The following is a 21,962-nucleotide window of genomic DNA, read 5'->3' as shown; positions in this document are numbered from 1 at the left end:
GTCGGAACCGATCAGCCGATGTCGGCCTTGGCGAGTATGTCGCGCATGATTTCGGCGGCCTGTCCCGGGGTCTTGCCCACGGGGATACCCGCCGCTTCGAGCGCGTTCTTCTTGTCCTGGGCGGTGCCCTTGCCGCCGGAGACGATGGCGCCGGCGTGGCCCATCTGCTTGCCTTCGGGGGCGGTGAAGCCCGCGATGTATGCGACGACCGGCTTGGTCATGTGCTCCTTGGCCCATGCGGCGGCGTCCTGTTCGGCGAAGCCGCCGATTTCGCCGATCATCATGACAGCCTTGGTGTCGGGGTCGGCTTCGAATGCCTGCAGGGCTTCCAGCAGCGTCGTGCCGACGATCGGATCGCCGCCGGCCCCGAGGCACGCGGTGAACCCGATGTCGGACAGCTCGCCCATGAGCTGGTAGGTGAGGGTGCCGGACTTGGAAACCAATCCAAGCGGACCGCGCCCGACGATGCCGTCGGGGATGATGCCCAGATTGACGCCTGGGTTGCCGAGGGTGATGAGGCCGGGGCAATTCGGTCCGATGATGCGCACGCCCCTGGTGAGCGCGAGTTCGACGAAATACGCGGAATCGGCCACTGGAATGCCTTCGGTGATGACCACGATGAGTTCGATGCCGGCTTCGACTGCTTCGACCACGGCGGACTTGGCGAACTTCGGCGGCACGAACACCACGCTGGCCTTGGCGCCGGTGGCTTCACGGGCGTCGGCGCAGGTGGCGAACACGGGGATATCGGCGTCGGCGCCACCTTGGGCACCGGAGAAGGTGACGTGCATCCCGGCCTTGCGCGGATTCACGCCGCCGACGATATTGGTGCCGGCCTTGAGCATGCGCGCCGTATGGGTCATGCCCTGATGGCCGGTCATGCCTTGGACGATGACCGGAGCGCCGTCTTCGATGAACAGCATCAGAGAACCTCCTTGGACTGAATCGCCACACCGGCGAGCTGCGCGGCCTTGGCCGCCGCGTCTTCCATGGTTTCGGACACATGGATATTCGGTTTGTTCGCGGAGGCGAGGATATGCAGACCCTCGGCCGCCGCGTTGCCGTCGAAGCGCACGACGATGGGTTTGGAACCGCCGAGCTTGGCGACGGCTTCGAGAATGCCGTTGGCGACCTCCACGCAGGAAGTAATGCCGCCGTATACGTTGATGAATACGGATTCGACCTGCGGGTCGGACAGGACGATCTGCAGGCTCTCGGCCATGACCGCGGCGGAGGCGCCGCCGCCGATGTCCAGGAAGTTGGCGGGTTTGACATTGCTGCCCTGCTCCTCGCCGGCGCCGGAGACGGCGTCCAAGGAACTCATGACGAGTCCGGCACCGTTGCCGATCACGCCGACCTCGCCGTGCAGATGCACGTAATGCAGTCCGTGTTCACGGGCGCGCTGCTCGAAGGGGTCGGGGACGACGGAATCCACGAATCGCTCCCAGCCACCATGCCGGAAGGCGGCGTTGTCGTCCAGGGAAATCTTGGCGTCCAAGGCGCTCAGCTGCTTGGTGGACTCGTCGTCCGGGTCGCCGATCTTGGCCAGAGGGTTGATCTCCACGAGTGTGGCGTCGTTGTCTTTGAAGACGCGCCACATCTTCAGCAGAATCTGCGCGGCCTGATCGACGTCGGCATGGTAGAAGCCGATGCTGCGGGCCATCTCGGTGGCCGCGGCCAGATCGAAATCGCCGAGCGCGTCGATGTGCAGGCGTTTGACGGATTCCGGATGCTCCTTGGCGATCTCCTCCACCTCGGTGCCGCCGTTGGCGGTGGCCAGCACATCGAAGTCGCGAGAGGTGCGATCCACGGAGATGGATACATAGTACTCATGCAGGATGTTCTTGGCTTCGGCCACGAGCACGCCGGAGACCTTGTGGCCGTGTATGGTCATCGGAAGAATGGACTCGGATTCGACAATGGCCTCGTCGCGGTTGTGGGCGATCTTGACGCCGCCAGCCTGACCGCGATGGCCGATCTTGACCTGCGCCTTGATCACGCATGGATAGCCGATTGTGTCCGCCGCTTCCGCGACTTCATGGGAGTTCTGGGCGAAGATGGCGCTCGGGGTGGGAATGTCCTGTTCCTCGAGCAGCTGACGCGCCTGATATTCGTAAAGATCCATCGATCCTTCCCTGACTATGTAATTGGTCCGTCATGTAACTGTACACAGTACATGACGGACCTTAAAAACCGAATGTATGTTGGGTGAGACGAACGCTCAGGCCGGCATCGCCATCAGCGAGCTGACGGGCTTGCCGCCAAGCTTGTCGATGCCGTCGAGGCCTTCGAGCCGCATCACGAAACCATAGCCCGCCACGGTGCCTCCCACCTTGTCGATAAGATCGGTGGCGGCCTTGGCGGTGCCGCCCGTAGCGATGAGGTCATCGACGATAAGCACCCGCTCCCCCGCCTGCACGGCATCCGTCTCGATCTCGACGCGCGCCGAGCCGTATTCGAGATCATAGGATTCGCCGATGGTCTCGGGCGGCAGCTTGCCGGCCTTGCGTACGGCGATGAACCCCTTGCCCATGCGGGCGGCCAGAGCCGGGCCGAACAGGAATCCGCGCGACTCGAGGCCGGCGATGGAATCGAATTCGCCCGCCGGCACCGGCAGGGCCGCCTCAAGCGCCTCGAGCAGGATTCTCAGGCCCTTGGGATCGGCGAACACCGGAATGAAATCACGGAAGATGATGCCTTCCTTGGGGAACCCGGGTATGGAACGCACCAACGACACCAAATATTCGGCGTCCTGCCGTCCCACCTTGTCCAATGCGTCGATGGTGATGTCCGACTGTGCCATAATATTCACCCTCCTGTACTGATGTGCTGCGACGCCGCCAAATCGTACGGCTTACTTCGTGGCGGTCCCGTCTGCGGCGGCCGGGGAGTCGATGTCCTCGGCCGCATCGTTCTCTCCGGACGTGATGGACGCCTCGATCGGGGTCTGCCCGGACTCGTCGGCGGTCGGGGTCCCGGCATCCTGGTCGGGAAGCGGATCGCCGTTCTCGTCGACCTCGGCATCGGACACGTAGGCCGGGCGGATGTATTCGCGGGCGATGGCGTTGAAACCGAAACGCAGCTTGGATCCCTCGGAGTCGATGACGATCTCCTCGTACTGCTCATCGACCTCGACGACCTTGCCGATCACCTGACCGATGGTGATGACCTCGGTGCCGGGCTGCAGGTTGCGACGGAAGTCCTGTTTCTCCTGCTGCTGCTGCTTGGCCTTCTTGGACTGCCACCACATCATGCCGCCGAAAACGACGATGATCACGATAAGCATAATGGACTGTTCCACGGAAAACTCCTTCAGATGAACGGCATTGACGAAATGTCGCCAAGTGTGCAAACAGGAAAAGTCTAGAAGGGCTTGCTGACATCATCCCTTGGCGTAATCCCCAGGTGTCGCCAGGCCTTCTCGGTGGCCACGCGGCCTTTCGGGGTGCGGATCAGGAAACCCTCACGCACGAGATACGGCTCGCATACGGTTTCCCCGGTCTCCGACTCCTCGCCCACCATGGCCGCAAGGTTGTTCAGTCCCACGGGCCCGCCATTGAAATTACGCACGATGGCGTCGAGTACGGCGATGTCCAGGCGGTCAAGACCCTCCGAATCGATCTGGTATAAGGCCAAGGCCTCCTTGACGTCATCCGACCGCACCTCGATCAGGTCATGCACGATCGCCCAATCGCGCACACGGCGCAGCAGACGATTGGCGATGCGCGGCGTGCCGCGCGAACGCAACGCGAGTTCCCGAGCCGAGCCGTCGCCAAGATTCACGCCCAGCACATTGGCCGAACGTTCGATGAGCTTCTGCAGCTCGTCGTGCGGGTAGAAGTCAAGATGTGCGGTGAAACCGAAGCGTGCGCGCAACGGACTCGGCAACATGCCCTCGCGCGTGGTGGCGCCGATGACGGTGAACCGCGGCAGGGTCAACGGAATGGAGCTGGCGCCCGGACCCTTGCCGACCATCACGTCGACGCGGAAATCCTCCATCGCGATGTACAGCAACTCCTCGGCGGCGCGCGGCAGGCGGTGGATCTCGTCGATGAACAACACCTCACCGGTATCAAGCGAACTGAGAATCGAGGCGAGATCGCCGGCGTGTTGGACCGCAGGCCCGGAAGTGACGCGAATCGGCACTTCGAGCTCGTTGGCCACGATCATGGCCAACGTGGTCTTGCCCAAACCGGGTGGGCCGGCGAGCAGGATATGATCGGGCGGCACATCCCGCTTGCGCGCGGCGTCGAGGAACAGTTGAAGCTGGGCTTTGAGCCGGGACTGGCCGATGAATCCCCCGAGGACATGCGGGCGCAATTCCTCATCGCTGACCGGCTCGTTGCCGATCGGCTGCGAGGAGACCATGCGTAACGACTCCTCGTTGGCACCGGTGTTGGAGGCGCCGTAATCCGTTGTCTCGTTCATCAGCGCCCCCTATCCATACGGGCCAAGGCGAGCCGCAGCACACGCGGCGCATCGTCGGAGGCCAGCGGCATGGGAACATCGTTCTCTGCGCAGGCTTCGGTGACGGCCCGCTGAGCGTCCTGCTGACGCCAGCCAAGAGAGATCAGACCCTCCACGACCTGCTCCACGCCGGCGTCGACGGTCGGCTGGTATGGAGCGTTGCCGGCCGACGCGTCATCGGACTGGTTCAGATCGACGGATCCCTTGAGCTCCAGGATGATCTTCTGCGCGCCCTTCCTGCCCAATCCCGGCGCCTTGGCCAGTGCGGCGGCGTCATTGTCGGCGATGGCGCGGGCCAGCTGGCTTGGGGTCATCGTGCCCAGCAGCGACTGCGCCACCTTCGGTCCTATGCCGGAGACCTTGATGAGCTGCAGGAACACTCTCTTGGAGTCCCGGTCGAGGAACCCGTACAGTGTGACAGAATCCTGCGAGAGGTTCAGATACGTGAAGACGCAGGCGTCCTGGCCGGCGTGCAGGCGGCCCAAGTCGGTGGCGGACATGCGCGTCTCATAGCCCACTCCCCCGACGTCGATCAATGCGGTGTCGGTTTCAACCGATTCCACCCGCCCGGTCAGCATGCCAATCATACAGGTACTCCTTGAATGTTTCGGTATTCAGGATTCGAACATCTGTTCGAAAGTATACTACATACCTCGATCGCTGTTCTTGCGTCGGCGCGTGGAGTTTTGCGCGGCCTCGGCCCACTGGCGTTGCGCGGCGGTCAGATGCTGCTCACGCTCGCCGCCCTGCAGCGCCCCCGCCGGACGCAGGGCATGGCATATGGCCAAGGCCAGCGCGTCGGCGGCGTCGGCGGGCGTCGGCATCTTGGTAAGGTTCAGGACACGCGTCACCATGCGTTCCACCTGCACCTTCTGTGCCTGCCCGTTGCCGGTGATGGCCAGTTTCGCCTCGGTCGGGGTGTGAAGCGCCACGGGGATGCCGCGTTGCGCGGCGGCGAGCATGGCAAGGCCGGCCGCCTGCGCGGTACCGAGCACGGTGTTGCGGTTGGACTGGGCGAACACACGCTCGATGGACACGGCATCGGGTGCAAAACGATCCATCTTCTCGGACAGACCGTTGTAGATGGCCAGCAGGCGCAGATCCTGGGTGATGTCCGGCGAGGACCGCACCACGTCCACGTGAATAAACGAAAGCCGGCGGTGCTCGCCGGCTTCGATCACGCCGACCCCGCAGCGTGTAAGCCCGGGGTCGACGCCGAGGATAATCACGAGGATTACTCCTCGTCGAGCTGGGCCATCACCTCGTCGGAGGCGGTCCAGTTGGAGTAGATGTTCTGCACATCGTCGAGGTCATCGAGGTTGTCGATGAGCTTGGACACCTTGCGTGCATCCTCGAGGCTCAGCTCGACCTCGTTCTTTGGCTGCATGACCTGGTCAGCGGAATCGTAGTCGAAACCGGCGTCCTGCAGGGCCTTGCGCACGGTGAACAGATCGGACGGGCCGGTGATGACGGTGTAGACCTCATCGTCATCGGTGACATCCTCGGCGCCAGCCTCGGCTGCGGTCTCGAACAGCTTGTCGAAGTCCACGCCTTCGGACGGAACCACGATCTGGCCCTTGCGCTCAAAGTTGAAGGACACGGAGCCGGAGGTGGCCAGGGAGCCGTTGCCCTTGGTCAGGGTGGAACGCACTTCGGCGGCCGCACGGTTGCGGTTGTCGGTCAGGCACTCGATGATGAGGCCCACGCCAGCGGGAGCGTAGCCCTCGTAGACGATGTCCTCGTAGTTGGCGGCACCGTCTTCGTCACCGGCACCACGCTTGACGGCGCGGGCGATGTTGTCGGCCGGCATGGAGGCCTTCTTGGCCTTGTAGATGGCGTCGTACAGGGACGGGTTGCCGTCCGGGTCGCCACCGCCGAGGCGGGCGGCGATTTCGATGTTCTTGATGAGCTTGGCGAAGAGCTTGCCGCGCTTGGCGTCGATGGCGGCCTTCTTGTGCTTGGTGGTCGCCCACTTGGAATGACCTGACATAATGCTCCTAGCAGTAATAAACGGATGATGTCAAACGAAACGATTGTAGGCCGTTAATCAGACATACCCGTGATGTTTTCGATTGTCTTTTTGAATCATGCGCTGGTTCGACCAGATGCATGAGGGTATCGTGCCGGTATCAGACGAGCGGCAGATGGTAGTCGGAAGCCAGCTGTGCAAACGCTTTGGCATACGCATCCCGCTGATCGGACAGCAGAATCGGCATAGTGCGCGTTTGGGCGACGATGGGCATGAAGTTCGCGTCACCGTTCCAGCGCGGCACCACATGCTGATGCAGATGGGCCGCGACCCCCGCGCCCGCTACCTCGCCCTGATTGATGCCGATATTGTATCCGTCCGGATGGGAGACGGTCTCCATCACCTTCATGGCGAGGGTGGTGGCCTTCTCGAACTCGAACAATTCGGCGTCGTCAAGTTCGGTGATGAATCCGACGTGACGGTACGGGCAAATCATGAGATGCCCGACGTTATACGGGTAGAGGTTCATGATGGCGAACACGTGCGTGCCGCGCCAGGCGATGAGGCCGTCTTCGTCGGACTTCTTCGGTCCGGCGCAGAACGGACATTCCTTCGACTTGGGTTTGGTCGGACGATCCTCGCTGTTGCGCAGCACATAGGTCATGCGCTGCGGGGTCCACAGTCGTTCGACCGTGTCTTCCTGAGGCGGGAAGTCCGCCGGATCATCGACACGCACGTCAGTCATCATGTATTCCTTTACTCAGCTACAGCGGCGTTGAAGTCGTCGGCGGAGTTCACCTGGACGCGCTTGGCGATCACGGCGAGGATCTGCTCGCGAGCCTTGTCCACCGGTACGCCGTTGAGCTGGCTGCCGTCGCGGAAGCGGAAGCTCACCGCGTTGTTGTTCATGTCTTCCTCACCGACGATGAGGATGAACGGCACTTTGGACTTGGAGGCGTTGCGAATCTTCTTGCCGAAGCGGTCATCGGAGTAGTCGATCTCGCAACGGACCATCTCATCCTCGAGGGACTTGACGAAACCGGCCAGATGCGGGGCGAACTCGTCGGCAACCGGCACGCCGAGCACCTGCACGGGGGCCAGCCACGCCGGGAAGGCGCCAGCGTAGTGCTCGAGCAGCACGGCGAAGAAGCGTTCGATGGAGCCGAACAGGGCGCGGTGAATCATCACCGGACGCTGATGGGTGCCGTCCTTCGCGATGTACTCAAGCTGGAAACGCTCGGGCAGGTTGAAGTCGAGCTGGATGGTCGAGACCTGCCAGGTGCGGCCGATGGCGTCACGGGCCTGCACGGAGATCTTCGGGCCGTAGAAGGCGGCCCCGCCCGGATCGGCCACGAGGTCGAGGTGGGATGCCTCGGCGACCTCACGCAGGGTACGGGTGGCCTCCTCCCAGATCTCGTCGGAGCCGACGTACTTATCCGGATCCTTGGTGGAGAGCTCCAAGTAGAAGTCGGACAGACCGAAGTCCTTGAGCAGATTCAGCACGAAGGTCAGCAGGCTGGTCAGCTCGTCCTTCATCTGCTCGCGGGTGCAGTAGATGTGGGAATCGTCCTGAGTCAAGCCACGCACACGGGTCAGGCCATGGACCTCGCCGGACTTCTCGTAGCGGTACACGGTACCGAACTCGAAGAGGCGCAGCGGCAGCTCACGGTAGGAGCGCTGGCGCGACTTGAAGATCAGGTTGTGCATCGGGCAGTTCATCGGCTTCAGGTAATAGTCGAAGCCGGGCTTGGTCACGTTGCCGTCCGCGTCGTACTCCTCGTCGAGGTGCATGGCCGGGTACATGCCGTCCTTGTACCAGTGCAGGTGGCCGGAGGTCTCGTACAGGCCGCCCTTGGTGATGTGCGGTGTCTGCACGAAGCTGTAGTGGTGCTTGCGGTGCATTTCACGGGAGTAGTCCTCCATCGCGTTGATCACGGCGGCACCCTTCGGGTGGAACACAGCCAGACCGGGGCCGATCTCGTCCGGGAAGGAGAACAGGTCCATCTCGGCGCCGAGCTTGCGGTGGTCTCGCTTGGCGGCTTCCTCCAGACGGGTCTGGTATGCCTTGAGATCGTCCTTGGTGGCCCATGCGGTGCCGTAGATGCGCTGCATGGTCGGGTTCTTCTCGCTGCCACGCCAGTAAGCAGCGGCTGAACGCTCAATCTTGAAAGCCTTGATGTAGCGGGTGTTCGGTAGGTGCGGGCCGCGGCACAGGTCCTTCCAGACCACATTGCCGTCACGGTCGACGTTGTCGTAGAAGCTGAGTTCCTTCTCGGAAATCTCGGTGGCGGCGGCCGGGTCGAGGTGTGCTTCCTTGTCTTCGATCAGCTCGATCTTGAAGGGCTGGTCGGCCTCTTCCTTCAGGGCCTCTTCCTCGGTCACGGACCGGCGGCGGAAGGACTGGGAGGACTTGATGATGCGCTGCATGCGCTTCTCGATGTCCTTGAGGTCTTCCGGGGTGAAGGGCTTGTCAACCTGGAAATCATAGTAGAAGCCGTCCTTGATCACCGGGCCGACGCCGAGCTTGGCGTTCGGATAGACCTCCTGCACGGCCTGGGCCATGACGTGGGTGGCTGAGTGACGCATGATCGCGAGGCCGTCTTCGGAATCGAGCGTGATGGGCTCTACGGTGTCGCCGTCGGCAAGCGGCGTGTACAGGTCACGGTTTTCGCCGTTGATCTTGACCGCGATGATGTTCTTGTCTTCCGCGAACAGTTCTACGCCGGTGGTGGTTGCTTCCACCTCCTTCGCTTCGCCGTTGACTGTTATGGAGATGGTAGCTTGCGCCATGATTTGTCCTTTGCTATCGGGGCCCGCGGTACTAATGTGCAGGCCTGGACTGGTTAATCAACGTAGGACACGATAGGTTGGGCATACGACAAATACCACCAGCATCTGAACCAATACGAAAAAACCTCGCCGAAGCGAGGTTTCGTTGTGGAGCGGACAACGGGACTCGAACCCGCGGTCTCAACCTTGGCAAGGTTGCGCTTTACCAACTAAGCTATGTCCGCAAAGGAATCCGCCGTGAGAAGCGGAATCCAGTGGGCGATGTAGGAATCGAACCTACGACCCCTTCGGTGTGAACGAAGTGCGCTAGCCGCTGCGCCAATCGCCCGAATACTCGGTTCTTCAGTTATATCCAGTCGAATTGCTTCGACTTTCGTGGGCGATACAAGATTCGAACTTGTGACCCCTTCCGTGTCAGGGAAGTGCGCTACCACTGCGCCAACCGCCCGGGTCATATTTCATCCCATTGAATTGCTTCGCTGGTCTGAGAGGTGGGTACGAGAGTCGAACTCGTCTATACGGCTTTGCAGGCCGCTGCCTAACCGCTTGGCTAACCCACCGTAAGGTCTGTCAACTCACGGACCTAGAGCGGACAACGGGACTCGAACCCGCGGTCTCAACCTTGGCAAGGTTGCGCTTTACCAACTAAGCTATGTCCGCGTGTGTTTCCTTGGCGAGGTCTCCCTGCCGAAGCACGAGTGTTTACTATACACACATGCGTGTAGTTCGTCCAGCTGCGGCGTGTCGCCTGTAATTGCATACTCTCGCTTATGGCTAAAGCGTGCGCTTCGGGCAATGAACTCCAGTTACTCTAGAGGTATGAGTGAAGCAGCGAAGGACACCGGCGCAGTATTGATCGCCGCATTCGAGGGATGGAATGATGCCTGTCAGGCGGCGACGAACGTGGTGCGCCATCTGGTCAAGCGATATGAGTCCCGCGAGATTCGTCATATCCGTTGTGATGATTTCTATGACTACCAGGTTGCCCGTCCTATGCTGTGCCATGTTTCGGGACGCACCAATCTTATCTGGCCGCAGACTACGTTCTACGACATCACGTTGGACGCAGGCAAGCATATCTATGCGCAGATCGCCCCTGAACCGAACTATCGGTGGAAGGAATACTGTAGCCAGAGTCTGGCCATCGCCGATGAGCTGGATGTCAATCGAATCATTACGTTAGGTTCGATGTTCTCCGATTGCCCGCATACTCGGCCGTTGCCCATCGCCGTCAGCGACGGAGACTGTCAGTGCGAAGGAGACCGGTCGTATAACGGCCCGGTGGGCATTCCTACTGTTCTGGATGTGGCCGCCGCGCAGCAAGGCTTTGCTCATTCCTCAATGTGGGTGTCCATCCCCCAATATTTGGGCAGCGACGAATGTTCTGCCGGCACTATGCGATTGCTGGATGCGTTGGGCAAGCATATCGGCTTCACCTTCGATACGGCAGATCTGAAGCAGAAAGCCGAACAGTGGAAGGCTCAGGCATCGATACTGGTTCGTTGTAATGACCAGCTTCATGATTATGTGGAGCATTTGGAGCACGACTACGACTTGCAGCAGAAAGCCGAGGCGGAGGCTTCTTTGGGAGCGCCCCAGGCCGAACAACTGGTCAAAGAAGCGGAAGCATTTCTGCGCCAGATGGGTAATTAGCCCATATATGGTGATGCTCCCGCTGGATGAGCAGCCCTGTGGGCTGTTCATCCAGCGGGAGCATGTGCACGTCGCACAAAATGTCGGGGGCTGGCTCGCGTAGCGAGACTGAGGGTGGTTCTGCTGGCATATTCCAGTGACCATCATCAGTCAGCTTCGCTGACGGCTCCCGCCGGCGGGAGCACCATTATATTGAGTCGCCTCTATTGATCTGTCTTATGCCGCAGCCGCCACGGAGGGATCGATGGCCGGCAGCACGCCCACGATCAGCAGCAAGGCGACGACCACAGCCAAACCGATGCGGTAGATGGCGAAGGCCTTGTAGGAGAAGGTCGATACGAACTTCAGGAAGCCGATGATCACGATATAGCCGAGTACGAAGCTGATGACCATGGCCACGAGGGTCGGCCCCCAGCCGGGGAACATCGCATCGGTTTTGTAGTTCTTCACGGCCTTGACGGTTTCCAGCAGCCCCGAACCGAACACCGCGGGAATCGCCATCAGGAAGCTCAGGCGCACGGCGGCTTCGCGGGTGTATCCCAGTGCACGTCCAACGGTGATGGTGCCGCCGGAGCGGGACACGCCCGGAATCAGTGCCATGGACTGGCCCAGACCGAAGAGGAACGCATCACGGTACGTCATATCGTCCATGGTCTTGTTCTGCCGGGCCTTAGCGTCCACCACCCACAGCAGCACGCCGAACACCAGCAGCACGGTCACCGTGATCCACAGGTTGCGCAACGAGGTTTCGATGACGTCCTGCAGCGTGAAGCCGAGGATGACGATCGGAATGGAACCGACGATGATATTCCAGCCGAGTGTGGCGTATTCGTCGCCGCGCCCCATACGGGCTTTCCAATCCTTGCCGTTCCTGCCGAACAGGCAGCCGAACCAATGGGTGAGGATGTTGATGATGTCATGGCGGAAGTAGAGGATCACCGCCAGTTCGGTGCCGATCTGGATGATGGCGGTAAACGCCGCACCGGGATCAGAGCCCAGCATCAAATCGCCGAAAATACGGATATGCGCGCTGGAGGATACCGGGAGATATTCGGTCAGCGCCTGAACGATGCCGAGAATGATCGCTTGGAAAAAATTCATAACCCCTCGTGATTTCTGAGTATTTGATGTGCTATGACGATGAACACCCTACCCAAGGGGGTGTAGAACAACGCTAAGAATCGGTAACATCTACGGCTTCTACAATGAAAGTGGATATAGTACGTAAGCGACGAAGGGAGCATTATGGCCACGTATCGCAAAAGCAGGGCATTCGCACCGGAAGGATTCTTCGAATGCGAGGGCCGAGGACTCGAATGGTTGGGAGCGGCTCATGCGCAGGGCGGCCCGCGCGTGGTGCAGGTATACGGCTGGGGCAAGGATTATCTGGATATCGAACGTGTGGGTAGCGCGTCCCCCACGCCTCAGGCGGCACGAGCTTTTGGTGCGGCTCTGGCCCATATGCATGATACTGGTGCCGAATATTTCGGGTCTGCGCCTGACGGATATAACGGCACATGCTACTTCGGACCATTGCAGGACCCAGTGAAAATGGATACCGGCGAGTGGACCGACCCGATCAGCTATTTCGCTGATGGACGGCTGCGCCCGATGGTCAACCTTGGTGTGAGGCGTGGCGAGCTGGATAAGCGCGATGTTGAGTTGACTGAGCGCGTGATTGAAGCGCTGCCGGATCTGATGGGCCGCGCCGCAGCCGACAAGCCGGCGCGCATCCACGGCGATCTGTGGAGCGGCAATGTGATGTGGACCGCCGATTCCGGGCAGCCCGAGGCCGTGCTCATCGACCCGGCGGCACATGGCGGTCATCGCGAGGAGGATCTGTCTATGCTGCACCTGTTCGGCATGAGCTATCTGAGCGAAATCACCGAGGGCTACCAGTCCGTACATCCGCTGAAGGCCGGATGGCAGGAGCGTATCACGCTCTGGCAGCTCTACCCCATCGCCGGCCATTGCGTCTTCTTCGGCGGCGGCTACGTCAACGAATACCGCTCCATGTGCCGTTCCCTGCTGAAGTAACAGACTTGGCTCCCCTCTCTGAGGGGGAGCCAAGAACGCATCCACTCTCAGCTCAGTGCGTCTTTTAACTTGCTGAAGAAGCCTTTCTTTTGGCCAGCCTGTGGACGGGATGCCTGGGAGACGTGCGTGGCGCCTGAATCGTGCGAGGCGGCGAACTGTTCGATGAGGCCGCGCTCGGTTTCGTTGAGCTTGGTGGGAATCAGCACATTGACGTGGGCGATGAGGTTGCCACGCTCGTCCTTGTTGCGGATGTTCGTGACGCCCAGTCCCTTCAGCGTCACCGTATCCTCAGGCTGGCAGCCGGCCGGGATGGACACGGTCTTCTCACCGTCAAACGTGTTAATGGACAGATCGTGGCCGAGCACGGCCCAGCTCATCGGCACCTGAATCCAGCAGTGCAGGTCGTCGCCATCGCGAGTGAACTGCTTATCCGCTTTGATGCGAATGTCGATGTACAGGTCGCCGGCAGCGCCGCCGCCCTCGCCCACTTCGCCCTGGTTGGCCAAGCGTAGACGCGCGTTGTCGTTGATGCCGGCGGGCACGGTGACGCCCACGGTACGTGTGGTGCGCACACGGCCGTGGCCCATGCAGCTGGGGCACGGGTTCTGGATGATGGTACCGTGGCCCTCGCAACGTTCGCAGGGGGCGGAGGTCATCATCTGGCCGAGCATGGTGCGCACGACCTTCTGCATGAATCCCTGGCCGTGGCAGTCGGGGCAGGTGACCGGCTGTGCGCCGCCCTGGGCACCGGAGCCACCGCACTCCTGACACAGGGAGAACGTATTGATCTTGACATGCGCGGTGCCGCCGAACACGGCGGTCTTCAGGTCGATGGACGCGGAGGCCAGGGCGTCGCGGCCGGGCTGGGTACGCGGCACCGGGCCCTGTGAGCCGCCACCGAACGCGGAACCGAAGAACGTGGAGAACACGTCGCTCATATCGCCGAAGCCCGCCCCGGAGAAGCCGCCGGCACCGGCGTTCGGATCGTTCGGGTCGACGCCCGAATCATACATGCGGCGCTTGTCCGGATTGGACAGCACATCGTAGGCGTTGTTCACTTCCTTGAACTTGTCCTCGAATTCAGGGCCCGCGATGTCGGGGTGGTACTTACGGCTGAGCTTGCGGTATGCCTTCTTGATCTCGTCGTCACTGGCGCCGCGTTCCACACCCAGCGTCTCGTAATAATCTGCCACTTGATTGATCCTTTGTGTTCGTTTGGTCTGCGGGTCATTGTGCCACAGACGGCGGTCAGTCTTGGGTCCGGCCTTCGGAGAGGAAGGCGGTCAAATATCTGGCTACGGCCCTGACGGCGGCCATAGTGGCCGCATAGTCCATGTGGGTCGGCCCTATGGAGCCAACGAAGGCGATGGGTTCCATGTCGTTCGTCTGGCTCTCCGTCTCGGATTCGGTTTCGGGTTCGCCTACGGGATCGTTCCCCGCCGGTTCGCCCGCCTCACCGCTGCGCCCGTAGCCACTGCTGACCACGGAAGCATGCAGTAGGCCGGGGGTGTGCATTTCGGAGCCGATGGCCACGCCCACGCCGGATGCATTCGTCTCCTCGCTCAGGTTGCTCATGAGCTTCATCAGCACGACCTGCTCTTCCAGCGCGTCGAAGAGCGGGGCCAGATCGGTCAGGGACCGGGAGTGGGCCAGGTGCGAGGTGCCGGACATGTACAGTTCGTTCGCACGTTCGTCCAATGCCATCGATTCGAAGGCGTCGGCCAGCGCGTCGGCCACGCCGCGCACCGACTCGTAGCCGGCGCTGGCGGCGATGGATCGCACGGTCTCCGCGGATTTCGATAGGGACAGTCCGACACATTGTTCGTTGACGGTGTTGGAGAGCCGGTTGATCTCGTCCACGGCGGGCATGGATGCGATGGTCAGGCCGTGCTGGGCCACGCGGCCGGTGTCGGTAATCACCACCGCGAGCAACGTGGTCATGGCAACGGGCACCATCTCCACATGCCGCAATGTGGCCTTGGCCAGCGATGGCGAGGTGACTACGGCCACTTGACCGGTGATTTCGGACAAGAGTCGTGCCGAACGCTGCAGCGCGTCCTTGAGGCTCACCGATCCGGACAGGAAGCTGTTGATGCCACGGCGTTGCGCCTCGCTGAGCGGCACCACGGTAGCAAGTCGGTCCACAAAGTATCGATAGCCCTTTTCGGTGGGCACACGACCGGCCGAAGTGTGCGGCTGAATCAGATAGCCTTCGTCCTCCAGAGCGGCCATGTCGTTACGGATGGTGGCCGAACTGACGCCGAGATCATGGTCGCGCGTCAGCGAAGTGGAGCCCACGGGCTCCTGAGAACGGATGTAATCCTCCACCACGGCGCGCAGCACCAGCATGCGTCTTGATTGCGTCATGCGCGCCTCCTCATATACATATACATATACATATCAGTCACGGTTCACTCAGGGCGTACCCCGACGGTCGGTTCGCCACGCCGCGACACGCGGGAACCCAGAAATATTGCCTCTTTCTTGGCTCCGCCACGTGCAGGTGGCGCACTTCACCCTAGAACATTGTATTAGCACTCCTTAGGCTTGAGTGCTAATGCGTTCGTTTGCAGCGTAGCAATGTTCACTGTGAACGCTAACAGAACACAAACTACCAGAACACGCCAAAATTGCACCACAACGTCGCAAACCGACGGTAGCATGGTAGTCGCAATGTGAGGGCGTCAAGCGCCCGGCACAAGCCGGATACGCGGCCCGACCAATTGGAAGGAAAGTAATCCATGACCGAATTCAAGGAGACCGAGCTCGACGAGCGCGCCATCAAGATGGCGAAGGTCCTTTCGGCTGACGCGGTTGAGAAGGCGGGCTCCGGCCACCCCGGCTCCCCCGTCTCCCTGGCGCCCGTCGCCTACACGCTGTACCAGCACTTCATCAAGCACGATCCGAATGATCCCAACTGGGAAGGCCGTGATCGCTTCATCCTTTCCGGCGGCCACGCCTCCCTCACCCAGTACGTCCAGCTGTACTTCTCCGGTTACGGCGTGACCTTGGACGACCTCAAGAGCTTCCGTGGCAGCGCGGCCACCCGCACCCCGGGCCACCCGGAGTACGGCCTGACCCCGGGCATCGAAATGACCACCGGCCCTCTGGGTCAGGGCTTCGCCTCCGCCATCGGCTTTGCCTACGGCGAGCGTTTCCAGCGCGGTCTGCTTGACCCGGAGACCCCGAAGGAAGATTCCCCGTTCTACCACAAGATCTGGGCCATCTGCGGCGAAGGCGACATCGAGGAGGGCATCTCCGGCGAGGCCGCTTCCCTGGCCGCCAACCAGAAGCTCGGCAACCTGACCGTGATCTTCGACGCCAACCGCATCCAGATCGAAGGCGACACCAACCTGGTGCTGGCCGAGGACGTGCTCAAGCGCTTCCAGGCATACGGCTGGTACACCGACGAGTTCAGCTTCATCCAGCCCGACGGCCCCTACAAGGAGGACATCGAAGGCCTGGCCGACGTTATCGCCAAGGCCGAGAAGGCCGCTCCGGACCAGCCGAAGCTCATCAAGGTCCACTCCCTGATCGCCTGGCCGACCCCGGGCAAGACCAACGACCCGTCCTCCCACGGCTCCAAGCTGGGCGCCGAGGCCGTCGCCGGCCTCAAGAAGCTCCTCGGCTACGATCCGGAGGAGTCCTTCCACGTCGACGAAGAAGCCTTGGCCCACGCCCGCAAGGTCGCCGATCGCGGCCTGGAAGCCCACAAGGCCTGGGACGAGAAGTTCGACGCCTGGCGCAAGGCCAACCCGGACAAGGCCGCCCTGTACGACCGCCTGAAGGCCGGTGAGCTGCCGGAAGGCTTCGACAAGGCCCTGGACGACCTTGAGGCCACCTTCGAAGTCGGCAAGAACGTCGCCACCCGCGGCGCCTCCGGCTCCGTGCTCAACGCCATCGCCGCCGTCATGCCGGAACTCTGGGGCGGCTCCGCCGACCTCGGCGGCTCCAACAAGACCGACCTCAAGGGTGCCGCCACCTTCGCCCCGGCCGAGTGCGCCACCGTTCAGTGGCCGAACTGCAACGAGTTCGGCCGCCAGCTGCACTTCGGCGTGCGTGAGTTCGCCATGGGCTGCATCACCAACGGCATCCTGCTCGGTTCGCACACCCGTCCGTTCGGCGGTACCTTCTTCATGTTCTCCGACTACGAGCGTTCCGCCGTCCGTCTGGCCGCCCTCATGCAGATCCCGAACCTGTACATCTGGTCCCACGACTCCGTCGCCGTCGGCGAGGACGGCCCGACCCATCAGCCGGTCGAGCACCTTGCTTCCTTCCGCGCGATTCCTCAGCTTGAGGTCATTCGCCCGGCCGACGCCTTCGAGACCGCCGAGGCCTACCGCTACTTCTTCGAGAAGAAGAACACGCTGCCCGGCGCCATGATCCTGACCCGTCAGGGCGTCCCGGTGCTCGCCGAGACCGCCGCCAAGGCCAAGGAAGGCGTTCGCAAGGGCGCCTACGTGCTCGTGGACACCGAGGGCACCCCGGACGTCATCCTCATGGCTTCCGGCTCCGAGGTCCAGTGGGCCGTGGCCGCCGCCAAGACCCTGGCCGGCGAGGGCGTCAAGGCCCGCGTGGTGTCCGTGCCGTCCCTCGAGTGGTTCGAGGAGCAGGACGCCGAGTACAAGGAGGCCGTGCTGCCGGCCGCCGTCAAGGCCCGCGTCTCCGTCGAGGCCGGCGTCGCCATGCCGTGGTACAAGTACCTCGGCTCCTACGGCAAGCCCGTCTCCATCGAGCAGTTCGGCCTGCAGGGCGATGGCGCTCAGAACATGATCGACCTTGGCATCACCGCCGAGCACGTCGTGGAAGCCGCCAAGGCCTCCATCGCCGAAGCCGAAGCCGCCAAGTGATCATGCGTCTCCCGCTGGCGAGTTGAGTCATCAGTCTCCACAGCGGGAGACGATCGTATGACGGATGGGCCAGGACCGCCGGCGTGGCCGGTCATCGAAGGTCCGGGTCCGTCCGCCGTGCCGCAGACCCCGCAGATCGCAGGGGTCTGCCCTACAGATTTGTTCCAATAGGGAATATAAGGAGAATAAACATGACTGAAGCAACTCAGCGCACGTCCGACAACGGCGTTTCCATCTGGCTGGACGACCTGTCCCGCTCCCGCATCGAGTCCGGCTCCCTGCAGGACCTCATCGCCAACAAGAACGTGGTCGGCGTCACCACCAACCCGTCCATCTTCCAGAAGGCCCTGAGCCAGGTCGGCCCGTACGACGCTCAGCTCAAGGAGCTCGGCAAGGTTGACGTTGAGACCGCTGTCCGCGAGCTCACCACCACCGACGTGCGCAACGCCACCGACATCTTCCGCGAGATCGCTGAGGCTACCGACTTCGTCGACGGCCGTGTCTCCATCGAGGTCGATCCCCGTCTGGCCCACGACACCGAGAACACCGCCAAGCAGGCTGTGGAACTCTGGGAGAAGGTCAACCGTCCGAACGCCATGATCAAGATCCCGGCGACCCTCGAAGGTCTGCCGGCGATCACCGCCACCCTGGCCAAGGGCATCTCCGTGAACGTCACCCTGATCTTCTCGCTCGAGCGTTACGAGCAGGTCATCGACGCCTTCATCGAGGGCATCGCCCAGGCTGACGCCAACGGCCACGACCTGAAGCACATCGGCTCCGTCGCCTCCTTCTTCGTCTCCCGCGTGGACAGCGCCGTCGACAAGCTGCTGGAAGCCAACGGCTCCGACGAAGCCAAGGCCCTCGAGGGCAAGGCCGCCGTGGCCAACGCCCGTCTGGCCTACGAGCTCTTCGAGAAGAAGTTCGCCGAGGATCCGCGTTGGGCCGACCTGGCTGCCAAGGGTGCCAAGGTCCAGCGTCCGCTGTGGGCCTCCACCGGTACCAAGAACGCCGCCTACTCCGACTGCAAGTACGTTGACGAGCTGGTCGCCAAGCACATCGTCAACACCATGCCGGAGAAGACCCTGAACGCTCTGGCCGACCACGGCAACGGCGCTCCGTCCATCGAGGGCACCTTCGAGGAGTCCCACGCCGTCATCAACAAGCTGGCTGAGCTGGGCATCAACCTCAAGGACGTCACCGACAAGCTGGAGGCCGACGGTGTCGCCGCCTTCATCAAGTCCTGGGATTCCGTGCTGGCCGACGTCCAGTCCGGCATCGACCGCGTGAACGCCTGAGCCGCGACGCCGGCACGTGATTGACGTGCCGGATTGACGGTTCGATAAGCCCCGACCCCAACCGGTCGGGGCTTATGCGTATCCTCTGCGAGGGTGGCCCCGGAAGGGAGACCCGTCATGCGCGGGTCCGGGGACAATCCGATGCCATAGTGCTACGGCCACACGGGAGAAAGGTGTTTTCCGCAATGAACAAGCTTGTCGCGCGCCAACGGTTGGTGATGACATTTACCTTCTTTTCGATGTTCTTCGGGGCGGGCAACCTGATCTTCCCTCCATTCGTTGGCGCGCAGGCCGGATCGGCGACCATGCCGGCAGCCGTCGGCTTCATCGTCTCCGCGGTCGGATTGCCGATTCTCGGCGTCCTCGCGGTCACCTTCGCAGGGGGATTCGATGGGCTCGCCCGACGGGTCTCCCCCGGATTCGCCCTGTTTCTTGGTGTGGCGATCATGCTTACCATCGGCCCCTGCTTTGCGATTCCGCGCACGGCCACCACGTCATTCGAGATGATGGTGTCGCCTTTCGTGCCGGCTTCCTACGGCTGGCTCGCGCAACTCATCTACTCGTGCGTGTTCTTCGCATTGGCCTTCCTGTTCGCCCAGCATCCCGAGAAACTCTCCAAGGTGCTTGGACGTTTCATGGGACCGCTGCTGCTGGTGCTGATCGCCATCCTGTTCATCGCATGCCTGGTACACGGCATCGGCACGCCGGCCAAACCGATGGGCGACTACTTCGCCAATCAGGTGACGCGAGGCTTCCTCGACGGCTACCAGACCATGGATCTGCTCGCCGCGCTGTACTTCGGCATCGTGATCTCCGCGAACATCCGCGCCCAGCACATCGATGACGAGATCCAAGTGCAGAAGGAGACCGCATACGCCGGTCTTGGCACCGGCGTTCTGCTCATCGTGATCTATGGAGCGCTGAGCTATGTGGGAGCGGTATCCGGCGCTATCAGCGCCATCGACCCGGCACAGGACACGGGCGCGACCGTGCTCACCAACCTCACCTCGTCCCTGTTCGGCACCTTCGGCACCGCGTTCCTCGGTATCGTGTTCGTCATAGCCTGCCTCAACGTGTGCACCGGGCTGATCTGCACCTGCGCCACCTATTTCCACGCCAGATTCCGCTCCATCGCGGGACGAACGCCGAGCTACCGCACGTGGCAGGTCATCTTCACCGTGTTCAGCTTCATCGTCTCCAACGCCGGACTGAGCGCGATCATCAAGGTCTCCGTGCCGGTACTGTCCGCATTGTATCCGATCGCCATCGTACTGGTGCTGCTCGCGCTCACCCATACCATGCTCGGCGCGCGGTTCCCGCGCGTCTATTTCTGGACCGTGCTGCTGGTGGCCGTCACCTCCTTCGCCACCTGCGTCTCCAGCTTGGCCGTCGTGTTCGGCGGCGACATCGCCTGGCTGGATGTCGCGCTGGCCGCACTGCCCTTGCAGCAGTACCAGCTCGGCTGGATCCTACCCGCCGTCATCGGCGTCATTGCCGGCATCGTCGACAAGCGGTGCGTCACGCCTGCCGGCCGCGACATCTAGACCAGATTCCGTCGGATCCTGCGGTAGGTGATGAGGAACAGCAGACCGGCCACCATGCCCGAGGTGGCGTCGGAGATGGGTTCGGCGATGAAGATGCCATCGACGCCGAGCCAATGCGGCAGCAGCAATGCGAGCGGTACAAGCAGGATGACCTTGCGGAAGACGGCCAGGAACACCGACTGTCCGGCCTGCCCCATGCCGACGAATGCGCATTGCGCGCCCAGCTGGATGCCGAAGACGCCCCAGCCGCATACGAAGATCGGCATCATGCGGGTCACGATGTCGATGACCGTCTGTTCCGTGGTGAACCATGATGCGAAGAATCCCGGGAATGCGGCAAGCACCGACACCAACGCCGTGGCGGAGGCGATCTGCGTGACGAAGGCCATGCGAATCGCCTGCCGGACGCGCCGCATATTGCGGGCGCCGAAGTTGAACCCTATGATCGGCTGGATGCCCTGCTGAAAACCGCCGGTCAGTACGCCCACGACCTGTATCAGCGACGTGATGATGGTGATCGAGGTGACGTAATCATCACCGCCGTACCGCTGCAGACCGACATTGAACACCACATTGATCAGGCATTCCGTGATCTGCATGATGAAGGGCGCCAGACCAAGCGTCAACACGGGAATGATGATTCGGTCGATTCGGATGTTCGCCGGGCGCAGGCGAATGGCGCTGCGCCCCGAGGAAAGGAACAGCACGATCCATACCGTCGAAATCAGTTGTGCGATCACATTCGCGGCGGCCGCTCCCCTGACGCCCCATCCGAAAACGAAAATGAACACGGGATCGAGAACCATGGACGCACCGGTGCCGATGAGCACCGAGACCATGGCCACCGTGGTCTTGCCCTGCGCCGAGATGAAGCTGTTCAGCCCGAGCGTCAACTGCACGAAAACGGTGCCGATCAGGTAGATGGTGATGAAATCGGTCGCGTAGGCGATGGTCGCGTCGCTGGCGCCGAAGGCATAGAGGATCGGCCGTTTCACCGACTGCAGCACCGCGGTGAGGGTCAGGGCTATGACGACGAGGAACGCCGTGCTGGTACCGAGGATGCGCTCGGCCTTCTTGAAGTTGCCGCGACCGAGTTCAATGGAGGCGCGCGGCGCGCCGCCGGCGCCGATCAGCGAGGCGAAGGCGGTGACGGCCAACAGAATCGGGAAACAGATGCCGACTCCCGTCATCGCCGCATTGCCGACTTCGGGGATATGCCCTATGAACATCCGGTCGATGATCGTGTACGAGGCGTTCGCCGCCTGCGCCACGATGGCGGGGAACGACATGGTGAGGGCCAGACGGGGCACCGGCGTGACGCCCAGCCCTGAATCGAGTGCGTCTGTATGCGCCATGG

Annotated in this window: 19 protein-coding genes and 5 tRNA genes; 5 read left to right on the top strand and 19 right to left on the bottom strand. The window is 62.1% G+C overall.

The window, feature by feature from the left end; all coding sequences use genetic code 11:
- Positions 1-11 precede the first annotated feature (11 nt).
- From sucD to FYJ31_RS03140, 15 genes are all read right to left on the bottom strand, one after another.
- Positions 12-923 carry a succinate--CoA ligase subunit alpha gene (gene sucD, locus FYJ31_RS03210; RefSeq protein WP_154535936.1) on the bottom strand — a complete coding sequence of 304 codons (912 nt, stop codon included), beginning with the start codon at positions 921-923 and terminating at the stop codon, positions 12-14.
- Entirely contained in the window at positions 923-2,125 is a 1,203-nt protein-coding gene (sucC, locus tag FYJ31_RS03205) for an ADP-forming succinate--CoA ligase subunit beta (RefSeq protein ID WP_154535935.1), read from the bottom strand. The genes sucD and sucC overlap by 1 nt, the downstream gene beginning before the upstream one ends.
- Positions 2,126-2,221: 96 nt before the next feature.
- Positions 2,222-2,803 carry an adenine phosphoribosyltransferase gene (locus tag FYJ31_RS03200; RefSeq protein WP_154535934.1) on the bottom strand — a complete coding sequence of 194 codons (582 nt, stop codon included), beginning with the start codon at positions 2,801-2,803 and terminating at the stop codon, positions 2,222-2,224.
- Between the two features lie 51 nt (positions 2,804-2,854).
- Positions 2,855-3,286 carry a preprotein translocase subunit YajC gene (locus FYJ31_RS03195; RefSeq protein ID WP_041981886.1) on the bottom strand — a complete coding sequence of 144 codons (432 nt, stop codon included), beginning with the start codon at positions 3,284-3,286 and terminating at the stop codon, positions 2,855-2,857.
- A 77-nt stretch (positions 3,287-3,363) separates the two neighbouring features.
- Positions 3,364-4,428 (bottom strand): Holliday junction branch migration DNA helicase RuvB, encoded by a 1,065-nt coding sequence (ruvB, locus tag FYJ31_RS03190; RefSeq protein ID WP_154535933.1) that lies wholly within the window; start codon positions 4,426-4,428, stop codon positions 3,364-3,366.
- Positions 4,428-5,054 carry a Holliday junction branch migration protein RuvA gene (ruvA, locus tag FYJ31_RS03185; RefSeq protein ID WP_077425809.1) on the bottom strand — a complete coding sequence of 209 codons (627 nt, stop codon included), beginning with the start codon at positions 5,052-5,054 and terminating at the stop codon, positions 4,428-4,430. The genes ruvB and ruvA overlap by 1 nt, the downstream gene beginning before the upstream one ends.
- A 57-nt stretch (positions 5,055-5,111) precedes the next feature.
- A complete protein-coding gene (gene ruvC / locus FYJ31_RS03180; protein ID WP_012577503.1) occupies positions 5,112-5,696 on the bottom strand; it encodes a crossover junction endodeoxyribonuclease RuvC in 585 nt (194 codons plus the stop codon).
- Positions 5,697-5,701: 5 nt separating this feature from the next.
- Positions 5,702-6,457 (bottom strand): YebC/PmpR family DNA-binding transcriptional regulator, encoded by a 756-nt coding sequence (locus FYJ31_RS03175; protein ID WP_003829358.1) that lies wholly within the window; start codon positions 6,455-6,457, stop codon positions 5,702-5,704.
- A 139-nt stretch (positions 6,458-6,596) separates the two neighbouring features.
- Positions 6,597-7,181 carry an HIT family protein gene (locus FYJ31_RS03170; RefSeq protein ID WP_154535964.1) on the bottom strand — a complete coding sequence of 195 codons (585 nt, stop codon included), beginning with the start codon at positions 7,179-7,181 and terminating at the stop codon, positions 6,597-6,599.
- An 11-nt stretch (positions 7,182-7,192) separates the two neighbouring features.
- A complete protein-coding gene (thrS, locus tag FYJ31_RS03165) occupies positions 7,193-9,226 on the bottom strand; it encodes a threonine--tRNA ligase (protein ID WP_065472508.1) in 2,034 nt (677 codons plus the stop codon).
- A 148-nt stretch (positions 9,227-9,374) separates the two neighbouring features.
- A tRNA-Gly gene (locus FYJ31_RS03160) sits at positions 9,375-9,450 on the bottom strand.
- A 31-nt stretch (positions 9,451-9,481) separates the two neighbouring features.
- Positions 9,482-9,554 (bottom strand) — tRNA-Val (locus tag FYJ31_RS03155).
- A 48-nt stretch (positions 9,555-9,602) separates the two neighbouring features.
- A tRNA-Val gene (locus FYJ31_RS03150) sits at positions 9,603-9,674 on the bottom strand.
- Positions 9,675-9,715: 41 nt separating this feature from the next.
- Positions 9,716-9,786 (bottom strand) — tRNA-Cys (locus FYJ31_RS03145).
- A gap of 27 nt (positions 9,787-9,813) precedes the next feature.
- Positions 9,814-9,886, bottom strand: a tRNA-Gly gene (locus tag FYJ31_RS03140).
- 135 nt (positions 9,887-10,021) lie between these two features.
- Between FYJ31_RS03140 and FYJ31_RS03135 the strand changes: the two genes are divergently transcribed.
- A complete protein-coding gene (locus tag FYJ31_RS03135; protein ID WP_077322146.1) occupies positions 10,022-10,879 on the top strand; it encodes a PAC2 family protein in 858 nt (285 codons plus the stop codon).
- Positions 10,880-11,095: 216 nt separating this feature from the next.
- Here the strand turns inward: FYJ31_RS03135 and FYJ31_RS03130 are convergent, their stop codons facing one another.
- Positions 11,096-11,980: an undecaprenyl-diphosphate phosphatase gene (locus FYJ31_RS03130; RefSeq protein WP_012577499.1), complete on the bottom strand. Its 885-nt coding sequence runs from the start codon at positions 11,978-11,980 to the stop codon at positions 11,096-11,098.
- 144 nt (positions 11,981-12,124) lie between these two features.
- Between FYJ31_RS03130 and FYJ31_RS03125 the strand changes: the two genes are divergently transcribed.
- Entirely contained in the window at positions 12,125-12,916 is a 792-nt protein-coding gene (locus FYJ31_RS03125; RefSeq protein ID WP_071478303.1) for a fructosamine kinase family protein, read from the top strand.
- A gap of 47 nt (positions 12,917-12,963) precedes the next feature.
- Here the strand turns inward: FYJ31_RS03125 and dnaJ are convergent, their stop codons facing one another.
- Both dnaJ and hrcA read right to left on the bottom strand, forming a co-directional pair.
- Positions 12,964-14,109, bottom strand: coding sequence for a molecular chaperone DnaJ (gene dnaJ, locus FYJ31_RS03120; protein WP_012577446.1), 1,146 nt, complete (start codon positions 14,107-14,109; stop codon positions 12,964-12,966).
- Positions 14,110-14,164: 55 nt separating this feature from the next.
- A complete protein-coding gene (hrcA, locus tag FYJ31_RS03115) occupies positions 14,165-15,283 on the bottom strand; it encodes a heat-inducible transcriptional repressor HrcA (RefSeq protein WP_012577445.1) in 1,119 nt (372 codons plus the stop codon).
- 374 nt (positions 15,284-15,657) lie between these two features.
- Here hrcA and tkt point away from each other — a divergent pair, with 374 nt between their 5' ends.
- The 3 genes from tkt (at position 15,658) to brnQ (ending at position 20,605) form a co-directional block, all read left to right on the top strand.
- Entirely contained in the window at positions 15,658-17,766 is a 2,109-nt protein-coding gene (tkt, locus tag FYJ31_RS03110) for a transketolase (protein ID WP_154535930.1), read from the top strand.
- Positions 17,767-17,957: 191 nt separating this feature from the next.
- Positions 17,958-19,061, top strand: coding sequence for a transaldolase (gene tal, locus FYJ31_RS03105; protein ID WP_071478279.1), 1,104 nt, complete (start codon positions 17,958-17,960; stop codon positions 19,059-19,061).
- A gap of 185 nt (positions 19,062-19,246) precedes the next feature.
- Positions 19,247-20,605, top strand: coding sequence for a branched-chain amino acid transport system II carrier protein (gene brnQ, locus FYJ31_RS03100; RefSeq protein WP_154535929.1), 1,359 nt, complete (start codon positions 19,247-19,249; stop codon positions 20,603-20,605).
- Here brnQ and FYJ31_RS03095 read toward each other — a convergent pair.
- Positions 20,602-21,960, bottom strand: a complete 1,359-nt coding sequence (locus FYJ31_RS03095; protein WP_012577441.1) for an MATE family efflux transporter — start codon at positions 21,958-21,960, stop codon at positions 20,602-20,604. The genes brnQ and FYJ31_RS03095 overlap by 4 nt on opposite strands.
- Between the last annotated feature and the right edge of the window lie 2 nt (positions 21,961-21,962).

Origin of the sequence: Bifidobacterium sp. WCA-178-WT-4B (genome assembly GCF_009696495.1) — a bacterium.
Lineage (GTDB): Bacteria > Actinomycetota > Actinomycetes > Actinomycetales > Bifidobacteriaceae > Bifidobacterium > Bifidobacterium infantis.
The sequence above is the reverse complement of the archived record's forward strand: the minus strand, read 5'-3'. Positions and strand labels throughout refer to the sequence as shown.

Bases quoted from the DNA above. Each gene is read 5' to 3' on its own strand.
- sucD (WP_154535936.1), bottom strand. From the start codon at position 923: ATGCTGTTCATCGAAGACGGCGCTCCGGTCATCGTCCAAGGCATGACC.
- sucC (WP_154535935.1), bottom strand. From the start codon at position 2,125: ATGGATCTTTACGAATATCAGGCGCGTCAGCTGCTCGAGGAACAGGAC.
- FYJ31_RS03200 (WP_154535934.1), bottom strand. From the start codon at position 2,803: ATGGCACAGTCGGACATCACCATCGACGCATTGGACAAGGTGGGACGG.
- FYJ31_RS03195 (WP_041981886.1), bottom strand. From the start codon at position 3,286: ATGCTTATCGTGATCATCGTCGTTTTCGGCGGCATGATGTGGTGGCAG.
- ruvB (WP_154535933.1), bottom strand. From the start codon at position 4,428: ATGAACGAGACAACGGATTACGGCGCCTCCAACACCGGTGCCAACGAG.
- ruvA (WP_077425809.1), bottom strand. From the start codon at position 5,054: ATGATTGGCATGCTGACCGGGCGGGTGGAATCGGTTGAAACCGACACC.
- FYJ31_RS03175 (WP_003829358.1), bottom strand. From the start codon at position 6,457: ATGTCAGGTCATTCCAAGTGGGCGACCACCAAGCACAAGAAGGCCGCC.
- FYJ31_RS03170 (WP_154535964.1), bottom strand. From the start codon at position 7,181: ATGACTGACGTGCGTGTCGATGATCCGGCGGACTTCCCGCCTCAGGAA.
- thrS (WP_065472508.1), bottom strand. From the start codon at position 9,226: ATGGCGCAAGCTACCATCTCCATAACAGTCAACGGCGAAGCGAAGGAG.
- FYJ31_RS03135 (WP_077322146.1), top strand. From the start codon at position 10,022: ATGAACTCCAGTTACTCTAGAGGTATGAGTGAAGCAGCGAAGGACACC.
- FYJ31_RS03130 (WP_012577499.1), bottom strand. From the start codon at position 11,980: ATGAATTTTTTCCAAGCGATCATTCTCGGCATCGTTCAGGCGCTGACC.
- FYJ31_RS03125 (WP_071478303.1), top strand. From the start codon at position 12,125: ATGGCCACGTATCGCAAAAGCAGGGCATTCGCACCGGAAGGATTCTTC.
- hrcA (WP_012577445.1), bottom strand. From the start codon at position 15,283: ATGACGCAATCAAGACGCATGCTGGTGCTGCGCGCCGTGGTGGAGGAT.
- tkt (WP_154535930.1), top strand. From the start codon at position 15,658: ATGACCGAATTCAAGGAGACCGAGCTCGACGAGCGCGCCATCAAGATG.
- tal (WP_071478279.1), top strand. From the start codon at position 17,958: ATGACTGAAGCAACTCAGCGCACGTCCGACAACGGCGTTTCCATCTGG.
- brnQ (WP_154535929.1), top strand. From the start codon at position 19,247: ATGAACAAGCTTGTCGCGCGCCAACGGTTGGTGATGACATTTACCTTC.
- FYJ31_RS03095 (WP_012577441.1), bottom strand. From the start codon at position 21,960: ATGGCGCATACAGACGCACTCGATTCAGGGCTGGGCGTCACGCCGGTG.